The following is an 11,776-nucleotide window of genomic DNA, read 5'->3' on the forward strand; positions in this document are numbered from 1 at the left end:
AATAAAAATTAGCAGATATTGATTTAATTGCTTAATTATCATGTAGTTACAATAAAATCACAACCGTTTATGATTCCATTTCGTCAAACAAAATGGAGTTATAAATGAATCAGATACTTGGTCGTTCACTATTATCACCTAGCTTAATCTCTCACTTCTATCAAGAAAGCCAATGCAATGATTTAAAATCAACCTTATTTCATATCAATGACATCATGAGCCGCACTTACACAGAAGAAGATGCGAACTATCAACGTCAATTACTGGCTAGCACTTGTAGCATCGCCGGCGGCACCTACAACCGAGTCATCCGTGATGCCCAACAACGTGTAGAAAATTACACTCACAACCACTCTAGCCTGCCGATTTGTCGCCGCGAAGAAATGCCAGTTGATGAGCATATGGCGCATAACGATTTCGCCGTTATTATGCGAGAAGAAGATAAAGTGGCACCGACTGAACCAGCACATCGCGTGTTCGCTGCTATTGGATTGATCCGCTCATTCCTTAAGGAGAAACTCAATATTGATCAGATGTTTGGTTGTGATGCTGATATCAATGCGGTTATCCATTATGACAAAAACTATTCCAATGCATTTTGGAATTCTCAAGCTATTTTCTTTGGGGATGGTGATGGAACTATTTTTGGCCCGTTCTACAACGATATTGACATAATCGCTCACGAACTCGCTCATGGATACATTAGCTCACAAGCTGATTTTGACTATGTCGATCAATCTGGTGCATTAAATGAATCTGTTGCTGACGTATTAGGCATCATGGTGAAGCAATATGTTCAAAAGCAAACTGCGACACAGTCCAACTGGTTACTGGGCGAAAACTTATTTATTGATAAGAGAAAGGGACCTGCATTACGTTCAATGAAAAATCCGGGTACAGCATACTATTTCACTAAATCAAATAATGACCCGCAAGTGGGACATATGGATCAATATCGCGATTTACCTCGCTATGTCGATAATGGCGGTGTGCATATTAACTCAGGCATTCCAAACAAAGCCTTCTATTTACTGGCAACAAAAATAGGTGGTTATTCTTGGGAAATAGCAGGGAAAATCTGGGTTGCAGCGGTGTCAGATCCGAGCGTCTCGAATACGGCGACGTTTATTGAATTTGCTCAGGCAACAATTCGCTCAGCAAAAAATCTGTTTGGTGATCAAATTGAATTGGCAACTCGCCAATGCTGGCTAGATGTTGGGTTACGTGTTCAATAAAAATGAAGTGTAATAAGTAATTATTACGCCCTTGTCGGCCCACAAAGAGGCTGACTTTTATCTAAGACTTTGATCGAAAATCATAATAAAAAGGCCAAGTACACATGAGTTTTAGGTCACTCATCCTCAGCCTTTTCTCACTTCAATATCTTTTGCTTCATTCTTGCCCAATTAACGTTTTTTCTTTTTACGTCCTGGCTGGGTAAATTTCTTTTTCGGTGGTTCTGCATTAGCTTTCGGCTTTTGGCTACCCGCACCTTGCTTTCCTACTGCTTTCCCGCTACTGCTACGCGCTTGAGATTTTGCCGCTTTTTTAGGTTTAACATCGGACTCTGATTTTTCAATCAAATTAAACAACTCGATAAGCTCATCATCGGTTAAGTCGCGCCACTCCCCCACAGGAATGCCCGTGAGCCTCACATTCATAATCCGCACACGTTCTAACTTCGTAACTTCGTAGCCAAAATGTTCGGTCATACGACGAATTTGGCGGTTTAACCCCTGAACCAGCGTAATACGGAAAACAAACGGAGCCTCTTTTTTGACTTTACATTTCTTCGTCATGGTACCGAGAATTGGTACCCCCGCGCCCATGCCACGAATAAACTCATCGGTCACAGGCTTGTTCACGGTGACAATGTACTCTTTCTCGTGATCATTACCTGCACGTAAGATTTTATTCACTAAGTCGCCATGGTTCGTCAGGAAGATCAATCCTTGGGAATCTTTATCTAAACGACCAATAGGGAAAATACGGGTACTGTGATTCACATAGTCCACAATATTATCTTTTTCGCCACTTTCGGTGGTACTGACAATCCCAACAGGCTTATTCAACGCGATCAAGACTAAATCTTCTTCATTGCGCGGTTCAATTAACTGACCATTGACCTTGACCACGTCTCCCGCGGAAACTTGGTCGCCAATGCCTGCGCGTTTACCGTTAATGAACACATTGCCTTGCTCGATATAACGATCAGCCTCACGTCTAGAGCAGATACCGCTCTCGCTAATGTATTTATTCAGGCGTGTGGTTGAATTGATTTCCATGGTTTTCCTCAGTCATTAAAACAACTTAAATTTTAGGGCTGTGGCGAGCTAATAAATAATAGTAAAAAGCCGTAACAACCTAATTGGGTTACGGCTTTAGTCTGTTTATCGCGCTAACAGTTGGCGATTAGCGTTTTTTCAAGTGCTGCATCAGACGCTTACGTTTACGTAACTGGGTTGGCGTCAGTTTATTTTTCTTATCTGCATATGGGTTTTCACCCTCTTTAAACAGAATACGAATTGGCGTTCCCATTACATTTAATGAACGACGGAAATAGTTCATTAAATAACGTTTATAGCTATCTGGTAAATCAGAAACTTGGTTACCGTGGATCACAACGATTGGTGGGTTATGACCACCAGCATGCGCGTATTTCATCTTCACGCGGCGACCACGGATCAATGGTGGCTGATGTTCATCTTCCGCCATTTTCATAATACGTGTTAACAGTGCAGTACCAACCCGGCGAGTCGCTGATTCATACGCTTCTTGCACAGATTCAAACAAGTTACCCACGCCGCTACCATGTAGCGCAGAGATAAAGTGAATACGGGCAAAATCTACAAAGCCAAGACGAAGTTCCAGCATATCTTTGACATGCTCGCGATCTTCAGGCTTCATGCCATCCCATTTATTCACTGCAATCACTAATGAACGGCCTGCGTTCAAAATGAATCCTAGTAACGATAAATCTTGGTCAGAGATACCTTCACGAGCATCGATAACCAGCAAGACCACGTTAGCATCTTCAATCGCTTGCAGCGTTTTGATCACTGAGAATTTCTCTACAGTTTCAGTCACTTTACCGCGCTTACGTACCCCAGCGGTATCGATGAGAATATATTCACGCTCATCACGCTCCATTGGGATATAAATACTGTCACGGGTGGTACCCGGCATATCAAAGACGACCACACGGTCTTCACCGAGAATACGGTTAGTTAAGGTAGATTTGCCCACATTTGGGCGCCCTACGATAGCCAGCTTTATTGGCAATGTACTCGGGTCAAAATCATCTTCTTCGTCTTCGGAGAATTCACCTTCTGCTTCCAGCTCAGCCCAATACGCAGCATTCGCTTCTTCGTCAGTAAGTTCGATTTCTTCGTCTTCAACCTCAATAAAAGGTTTTAAAGAGTGTTCAATTAACTGAGTGACACCACGACCATGAGAGGCAGCAATAGGGTAAATTTCCCCAAGACCCAGTGAATAGAAATCACCAACAACGATATTGGCATCAATACCATCAGTTTTGTTGGCAACTAAATACGTTTTTTTCTTGCGGCTGCGTAAGTGCTTAGCGATGCCTTCATCCGCTGGCATTAAGCCTGCTCTTGCATCTACCATGAAAAGAACAACGTCAGCTTCTTCAATCGCTTGAAGCGACTGAGCCGCCATATGGGTTTCTACGCCCTCTTCAGTACCATCGATACCACCAGTGTCGATAATAATAAATTCGTGCCCTTCAACTTCTGCACGACCATATTTACGATCACGGGTCAGACCGGGAAAGTCCGCTACAAGTGCGTCACGGGTACGGGTTAATCGGTTAAATAACGTGGATTTTCCTACGTTTGGACGCCCAACCAGCGCTACGACGGGTATCATTCTTCAGTGCCTCACAACTTTAATTAACTAATAGAATTCTGAGGCTAAACTCAGAAAACAAAAAACGAAACGGCCCCTGTATTCAGGAACCGTTTATTTTATCGATAAATTGTCTGCTTGTCAGAAAATTAACGTGTTAACAGGTAAACTGTTCCGTTTCTTGTCTGAACCATCAGTTTATCACTCGCAATGACTGGGCGGCTGTGGATCCCTGAACTGTTCAGTTTATTTTGAGCCACAAAGCCACCTGTGCTGGTATCTAACCAGTGCAGATAACCTTCTTTGTCACCCACAACAATATAGCCGTTATAGACTTCTGGCGCAGATAATCCACGGTTTAGTAACTGATCTTGAGTCCATAATGTCACGCCGTCGCTCTTACGAACAGCCAGCACGCGGTCAGTTTGGTCAACTAAATACAGGTTATCACCCGATAACACCATGTCATTGATGGAGCCTAAATCACGCTTCCATAACATTTGACCTGAACGCATGTCCAGTGCCGCCAATGTGCCGTTATAAGCAATCGCGTACACTTTGCCATCATCAATCACAGGCGTCATATCTACATCGTTCAGACGACCAATTTCTGTTGAACTGGTGACTAAAGAGATGCGTTGTTGCCAAATTAATTGACCTTGAGACAGCAGGACGGCACTCACTCGACCATTATCACCACCAACGATAGCCGCACCAAATGCAACCGCAGGCGCAGACTCACCGCGTAATGACAGTGATGGGGTATCCATATTCACTGTCCACTTAATCGCGCCTGTCGCTGTATCCAGCGCTTGTAATTGACCATTGCTCGTGTGGATGACCACCATGTCGCCACTCACGACAGGCTTGGACAAGGCTTCGCCTGCCACTTCCACATCCCACAACACTTCACCATTTTCTTTATTTAGCGCGATAACTGTACCACGCTCAGTACCGATGAAAATTTTGTCATCAGAAATGGTCAAGCCACCAGACAGTAACGCAGATAAATTGGCAGAAAGAAAACCAGTACGTTTTGATAAATCGACAGACCACAGTTCTTTACCGCTATCAAGTTCTAGCGCTTTAACTAAGCCTTTACGATCCGCAGCGTAAATTGCTGAACCATCCCAAACAGGAGAAAGTTCAGAATAGAACTGCTCAACACCATTACCGACGGATTTATCCCAAACAATAGAAGGTGTAAATTGATTCTCAACCTGTGGTAATGGCGCCATCACAATAGAATCAGTTTCGCTGGAACAACCGGCAAGTAAAGCTGAAGCAACCAGGCCTACCAAAAGAGTTTTGCGCAACTGCATAGTGTGTCGTTTCCTTTCTTCTTATGAATTAGATACGTTGTTCAATTTCAGAGTCAAAATACCTCTGAGTGATTGAGAACCTTCACTTTCTAACCCCTGAGTGTATGCCGCTTTAGCGCCGGATTTATCACCCTTATGGAGTAAAGCATCCCCACGGACATCCTGTGCCGTAGCTTGCCATGACTTACCTTGGATCTTAGCAACAGAGGCGATAGCCGCATCCGCATTACCGAGTGCAAGTTGGATACGCGCTAAACGCAGGTTAATCACATCTTGCAAATCAGCGGTTTTTGCTTTCGCTAATGCGTCAGTCAATGCTTTCTCAGCACCTGCTAAATCGCCTTTATCAGCAAAAACTTGCGCCAGTTCCAGCCCAGTCATTGAACTGTAAACGTCGTTAGTTTCTGCTGCAAATTTTTGTGCAGCTTGAATACCTTCCGCTGAACCTGAACGTAACTGAGTATTGACGGCCTCGTATTTTGCTGCACTTTCTTGCAACACATTCGACTTGTGTGATTGCCAATAGTTCCAACCAAATACACCACCGACACCAATAACCAGTCCAACCACTAAAGCAACGCCGTTGTTAGCGAAAAAACGTTTGATCGCCTCAACTTGATCTTGTTCGTTTGTATAGACTTCCACTTGTCTCTCCTTAACCTAACAGCGTGGCGATACGCGATGCCATTAGTTGCTGTGAAATAGTTTCTTGCTCACCAGTACGTAAATCTTTCAACGTCACTTGGCTATTATTGATTTCGTCTTCACCTAAGATCAGAGCAATTTTAGCCCCTTGCTTATCGGCACGCGCGAGCTGCTTCTTAAAGTTACCACCGCCGTGGTTAGTCATTAAACGCAGAGTTGGCAGTTCATCACGTACTTTTTCTGCAACTAACAATGCAGCTTGTTGGCTATTTTCACCAAAAGAAGCCAGATACACATCGGCAACGGAGGTATCTGCGATGAACTCTGGGTTCACTTCTTGAACCAGCAGAACCATACGTTCCATACCCATTGCAAAGCCAACTGCAGGTGTTGCACGACCGCCCAGTTGTTCTACTAGACCATCATAACGTCCACCCGCACAGACCGTACCTTGGGAACCTAGCGCAGTTGTCACCCACTCAAACACAGTGCGGTTATAGTAGTCTAAACCACGCACCAAGCGTTGGTTAACACGGTATTTAATACCCGCGTTATCTAATAATTTGCACAGTCCATCAAAATGCTCGCGAGATTCCGCATCCAGATAATCAAACAGCGCTGGCGCATCATTTAATAATGCTTGAACGTCTTGATTTTTAGAATCCAGCACACGCAGAGGATTGCTATACATACGACGTTTGCAATCTTCATCCAGCTTATCTTTGTGCTGTTCCAGGAAAGCGACTAACGCATCACGGTAGTTTGCGCGAGCTTCTAATGAACCGATTGAGTTGAGTTCCAGCGTAACATGCTCGCTGATCCCAAGTGCACGCCACCAGCGCGCAGTCATTAAGATCACTTCCGCATCAATATCAGGACCTGCCAGACCAAACACCTCAGCACCTAGCTGATGGAATTGGCGATAGCGACCTTTCTGTGGACGCTCATAACGGAACATTGGCCCTAAATACCATAAGCGCTGTTCCTGATTGTACAGCAAACCATGCTCAATACCGGCGCGGACACAACCTGCGGTATTTTCTGGGCGCAGTGTGAGGCTCTCTTCGTTACGGTCGTTGAAGGTATACATCTCTTTTTCAACAACGTCAGTCACTTCACCAATCGCCCGTTTAAATAACGGGGTCTGCTCTACAATCGGGGTACGAATTTCGCTAAAACCATAACCCTGTAAAATATTCTTCAATGTTGCTTCGATTTTTTGCCACACTCGAGTATCTGCTGGCAAGTAGTCATTCATGCCTCGGATGGCTTGGATATTTTTTCCCACTTTATTTCTCTATTTTCAGAATTACATAAGGTCGATTATAAGAGCGAAATGTCATCAGGTTCAATCAACAAACTGCAAAACCACCGTGGAATCGGGAATTATCTGTTGATTTTGGTCGCTATGGCGTAATTTTAAGAAAAAATGACCGCGATTAACACTGCTAATCACGGTGATAAATAAAAAACTGACTCATGATGAGCCAGTTTCTAAATATTATTTATCTATCTGATTAACATTTATTCGCATGCTTTCGTCTAGCATTGCCGCTTTGGCTCGAATTTTAGCTTCTAGCTGATCAATAATGTTGTCATTATCAAAGCGCTCTTTTTGACGAATACCATCTTCGTAGAATCCACTCTTGGTTTTCGCACCCGCGACACCCAATGTGGACACTTCAGCTTCACCAGGACCATTCACTACACAACCGATGATAGACACATCCATTGGCGTGATAATGTCTTCAAGTCGCTGCTCTAACGCGTTCACCGTGCCAATCACGTCAAACTCTTGGCGTGAACATGTTGGACAAGCAATAAAGTTGATACCACGGGAACGAATACGCAGTGACTTCAGAATATCAAAGCCTACTTTCACTTCTTCAACAGGATCGGCAGCAAGCGAAATACGCAGTGTATCCCCGATACCTTCAGAGAGCAGCATACCTAAACCGATAGCTGACTTCACAGAACCTGAGCGCGCACCGCCCGCTTCAGTAATACCTAGATGAAGTGGTTGGTCAATTTTTTGAGCAAGCAGACGATATGAGCCCACAGCAAGGAATACATCAGAGGCTTTCACACTGACTTTAAATTGATCAAAGTTCAATCTATCCAAAATATCCACATGGCGCATGGCTGATTCAACCAACGCTTCTGGTGTCGGTTCACCGTATTTTTCTTGAATATCTTTTTCCAGCGAGCCGCCATTCACCCCAATTCGAATAGGAATATTGTAATGACGAGCGCAGTCAACCACTTGGCGAATTCGCTCTTCACTACCGATATTTCCCGGGTTGATACGCAAGCAATCAACACCATATTCTGCCACTTTTAAGGCAATACGGTAGTCAAAGTGAATATCAGCGACCAGAGGGACATCAACTTGCTGTTTGATTAATTTAAAGGCTTCTGCGGCATCCATCGTGGGTACTGATACGCGCACAATATCTACCCCAACACGTTCAAGGGCTTTAATTTGGCGAACAGTGGCTTCGACATCGGTTGTACGGGTATTGGTCATTGATTGAACAGCGATAGGTGCGCCGTCGCCAACAGGAACATTACCGACATAAATACGGGTGGATTTGCGTCTTTTGATTGGTGATTCGTTATGCATTTTTGTTTAATTCTCCGAACATCCATGTGCTCATTTTAATACCATGGCGCTCTTTAATATCATGGCATAGTGTATGGTCATTGCTTTAACGCGCCCCACTATACACAAGAAAGCAAACTATAAACTATCACAAAGAGTGTTTTAGGATATAGTTTGCTTCTTTAATTTCGTAATATTTTTATGCTTCTGGCAACTTAAATTTCGCGGAACGTTTCGCTTTGATAAAGCGGCTTAAATCAACGTTTTTACCTTGGAATTGCACCGTCACATTGGCTGGCGCACCGATATTTAAACGATAAGGTTGTGCACCATCCAGCTCTAATTTATCGCCGCCATTTTTCATGCCGCTAAATAAAACTTTATTGTTTGCGTCACGAATTTCTAACCAGCATTGACCAGAGAAACTTAACGTTAAACCATTACCTGTTGCGGCTGGCATATCCGTTGTTTGAGAAACATCTGCTTGGGCTCTGTCAACAGAAGGTGTTGTTTGCGGCGCATTTGGCAGCGGGATCGTTCTCACCCCTTCTGCATCTGTATTCGTTGCTGTTTGGGTATTCGTTGCTGTTTGGGTGTCCGTCAATACTGGTGCAGGATCGACCAGCGGGTCGGTTTGTACAGTGCTATTGTCAGTCGCAAGTGGCATATCAACCGCAATATTGTTTACGGGTTCACTAGTATCTTGTTGAACCAAGGCTTCATTTTGGTTAGCCATCGACAACAAATCTTTCTGTTGAGCATTATGATCTTGCCACCACCAAACGCCAATCATCGCAATTAAAACAATCACGATCAGCCACGTCAATTTCATTAGCCAACCTTCGCGTTTTTTACGCTTTTTGCCTAATGAGTAGCTTTGCATTGGGGAAACATTCGGGGACTGTGCGGGAACATCACTTTTTAACAGAGACGTAATTTCATTTTCAGGGATACCAACCATTCGTGCATACAAACGAATGTAACCACGTAAAAACGTAGGCTCTACGCCCGCAGGATGAATATCTTGTTCTATTTCCTTTACCGTACTCACTTTAAGACACAGTCGCTCCGCAACTGTTTCTTGCGTTAGTCCCATACGCTCGCGAGCGCGGGATAATAATTGCCCTACAGTGATAGAAGTTTGTTCGGTATTATTTTCGATAGTCATTAGCTGGCAACACTATTTCCAAGTTTAATAAATATAAAGCAGATTTCACGCTACTTTACCCGTCTGAGTACGTCATAGTTTCCAACAACAATAGAGAAGATATGCCGCTTTAATTATTGTAGGCGAACCAGGGCGTTTTGCCTAACCATAAAACGCCCCGAATTATAACCTAACTCACTGATTAGATATTATCTATATATCAGACTGATTTTACCTGGATAGGTTCCCCAGCAAGGCGTTTTTTCAAGGTACGTTTCGTCCTATCAATAACATCCCCTGCTAGTTGCCCACATGCAGCATCAATATCATCACCACGAGTCTTGCGAACTATAGTCGTAAAACCGTATTCCATCAATACCTTAGAGAATCTATCAATTCGGCTGTTGGAACTGCGACCATATGGCGCTCCTGGGAACGGGTTCCATGGGATCAAGTTGATTTTGCTTGGTGTGTTTTTCAAACATTCCGCGAGTTGGTGAGCTTGTTCAACACTATCGTTAATATGATCAAGCATCACATATTCAACCGTGACACGTCCCGCATTCGCATTGGATTTCGTTAAATAACGATTCACGCTAGCTAAGAATGTTTCGATATTATATTTCTTATTGATTGGTACGATGTCATCACGCACATCGTCCGTTGGTGCATGCAGAGAAATAGCCAGCGCAACATCAATCATATCGCCTAACTTATCCAGTGCAGGAACCACGCCTGAGGTGGAAATTGTTACGCGGCGTTTTGATAGGCCGAAACCAAAATCATCTAACATGATTTCCATCGCAGGAACCACGTTATTTAAGTTTAATAACGGCTCCCCCATCCCCATCATCACCACGTTAGTGATAGGACGGCGGCCGCTAGACTTCAACGAACCGATGATTTTAGCCGCACGCCAAACCTGTCCGATGATTTCGGAAACACGCAAGTTACGGTTAAAACCTTGCTGGGCTGTAGAACAGAATTTACATTCCAGTGCACAGCCAACTTGAGAAGAAACACACAGTGTTGCGCGATCAGCTTCAGGGATATACACCGTTTCAACCAGTTGATCACCGACTTTGATAGCCCACTTAATCGTGCCATCGGATGAACGTTGTTCATCAGCCACTTCAGGTGCTCGGATCTCAGCGACTTCTGTTAATTTCGCGCGTAGCACCTTGTTGATATCGGTCATTAGCTCGAAATCATCGTAGCAATAGTGGTAAATCCACTTCATCACTTGGTCTGCACGGAACGGTTTTTCGCCGAGCTCAGCAAAAAATTCGCGCATCTGCTTGCGGTTTAAATCGAGCAGGTTAATTTTTTGACCGCTTTTTTCTGGCTGCCCATTTTTTTCTGGCATAGCAGATACAGCAGAAGGAGTTGCACATTGTGCATTGGTAGTCATATCAGACATTGAGTTTGCCTCGTTATTACACTTTCGGCAGTGCGAAAAGCACGACGTAAATTGGGATTGCGATTAGTCGGGACGACTAAAAAATAAATCACCCTGTTAACGCGATGATTAACAGGGCGACATATTGTACAAATATTATAACAATAATGCTAATGCATTATTGAGAACGCCTTAGCGTGGGCAGATTTCGTCAGCAGTGAAGAAATATGCGATTTCACGTGCAGCAGACTCTTCTGAATCTGAACCGTGAGTTGCGTTTTCAGTGAAGCTGTCCGCGTAGTCAGCACGTAAAGTACCTGCTAATGCGTTGTCTGGGTTAGTTGCGCCCATCAGGTCACGGTGACGTTGGATTGCGTTTTCGCCTTCTAACACTTGTAACATGATTGGACCAGAAGTCATGAATTCAACCAGACCATCAAAGAAAGGACGACCTTTGTGCTCAGCGTAGAAGCCTTCAGCTTGTTCACGAGTCAGGTGCATCATTTTAGCAGCAACGATTTTGAAGCCTGCGCTTTCAAAACGGTTGTAAATTGCACCGATGACGTTTTTCTTAACTGCGTTTGGTTTGATGATAGAAAATGTACGTTGAACAGCCATAAATAACCTCTTAGCGATTGACTTGACTTTTACTCTTTATTCTCTGCTTTGTTTCTCTTATTTAACCCAATGTTTCCACTAGAATTTCAAGAGGGGCATATGAAGAACCAAGAATATGTGCCTGTTGTAGTTTTTTATATTGTTTCTATTCCTGATGTTAGGAAGCAGAAAAA

Annotated in this window: 10 protein-coding genes; 1 reads left to right on the forward strand and 9 read right to left on the reverse strand. The window is 43.8% G+C overall.

The window, feature by feature from the left end:
• The first annotated feature begins 104 nt into the window (after positions 1 to 104).
• A complete protein-coding gene (locus ACIH2S_RS12670; RefSeq protein ID WP_108478544.1) occupies positions 105 to 1,235 on the forward strand; it encodes a M4 family metallopeptidase in 1,131 nt (376 codons plus the stop codon).
• Positions 1,236 to 1,406: 171 nt separating this feature from the next.
• Here ACIH2S_RS12670 and rluF read toward each other — a convergent pair whose 3' ends face one another.
• The 9 genes from rluF to ndk all read right to left on the reverse strand — a co-directional run bounded on the left by rluF (position 1,407) and on the right by ndk (position 11,603).
• The gene (gene rluF, locus ACIH2S_RS12675) at positions 1,407 to 2,285 is read right to left on the reverse strand and encodes a 23S rRNA pseudouridine(2604) synthase RluF (protein WP_036949512.1); all 879 of its coding nucleotides are present in this window, start codon (positions 2,283 to 2,285) and stop codon (positions 1,407 to 1,409) included.
• Between the two features lie 127 nt (positions 2,286 to 2,412).
• On the reverse strand, positions 2,413 to 3,891 hold the full coding sequence (gene der / locus ACIH2S_RS12680) for a ribosome biogenesis GTPase Der (RefSeq protein WP_036949510.1): 1,479 nt from the start codon (positions 3,889 to 3,891) through the stop codon (positions 2,413 to 2,415).
• A 128-nt stretch (positions 3,892 to 4,019) separates the two neighbouring features.
• Positions 4,020 to 5,192 carry an outer membrane protein assembly factor BamB gene (bamB, locus tag ACIH2S_RS12685; RefSeq protein WP_108478542.1) on the reverse strand — a complete coding sequence of 391 codons (1,173 nt, stop codon included), beginning with the start codon at positions 5,190 to 5,192 and terminating at the stop codon, positions 4,020 to 4,022.
• A gap of 21 nt (positions 5,193 to 5,213) precedes the next feature.
• Positions 5,214 to 5,837 carry a YfgM family protein gene (locus ACIH2S_RS12690; protein WP_036949506.1) on the reverse strand — a complete coding sequence of 208 codons (624 nt, stop codon included), beginning with the start codon at positions 5,835 to 5,837 and terminating at the stop codon, positions 5,214 to 5,216.
• 10 nt (positions 5,838 to 5,847) lie between these two features.
• On the reverse strand, positions 5,848 to 7,125 hold the full coding sequence (hisS, locus tag ACIH2S_RS12695) for a histidine--tRNA ligase (protein ID WP_036949504.1): 1,278 nt from the start codon (positions 7,123 to 7,125) through the stop codon (positions 5,848 to 5,850).
• 213 nt (positions 7,126 to 7,338) lie between these two features.
• Positions 7,339 to 8,460, reverse strand: coding sequence for a flavodoxin-dependent (E)-4-hydroxy-3-methylbut-2-enyl-diphosphate synthase (gene ispG, locus ACIH2S_RS12700; protein ID WP_036949502.1), 1,122 nt, complete (start codon positions 8,458 to 8,460; stop codon positions 7,339 to 7,341).
• Positions 8,461 to 8,638: 178 nt separating this feature from the next.
• Positions 8,639 to 9,607: a cytoskeleton protein RodZ gene (rodZ, locus tag ACIH2S_RS12705; protein WP_036949501.1), complete on the reverse strand. Its 969-nt coding sequence runs from the start codon at positions 9,605 to 9,607 to the stop codon at positions 8,639 to 8,641.
• Positions 9,608 to 9,806: 199 nt separating this feature from the next.
• Complete coding sequence (locus ACIH2S_RS12710) at positions 9,807 to 10,952, reverse strand: bifunctional tRNA (adenosine(37)-C2)-methyltransferase TrmG/ribosomal RNA large subunit methyltransferase RlmN (RefSeq protein ID WP_410431076.1); 1,146 nt, start codon at positions 10,950 to 10,952, stop codon at positions 9,807 to 9,809.
• A 225-nt stretch (positions 10,953 to 11,177) separates the two neighbouring features.
• The gene (gene ndk, locus ACIH2S_RS12715) at positions 11,178 to 11,603 is read right to left on the reverse strand and encodes a nucleoside-diphosphate kinase (protein WP_036949497.1); all 426 of its coding nucleotides are present in this window, start codon (positions 11,601 to 11,603) and stop codon (positions 11,178 to 11,180) included.
• Positions 11,604 to 11,776: the final 173 nt, after the last annotated feature.

It is taken from the genome of Providencia lanzhouensis (assembly GCF_050469745.1).
GTDB classification, from domain to species: Bacteria; Pseudomonadota; Gammaproteobacteria; order Enterobacterales; family Enterobacteriaceae; genus Providencia; species Providencia lanzhouensis.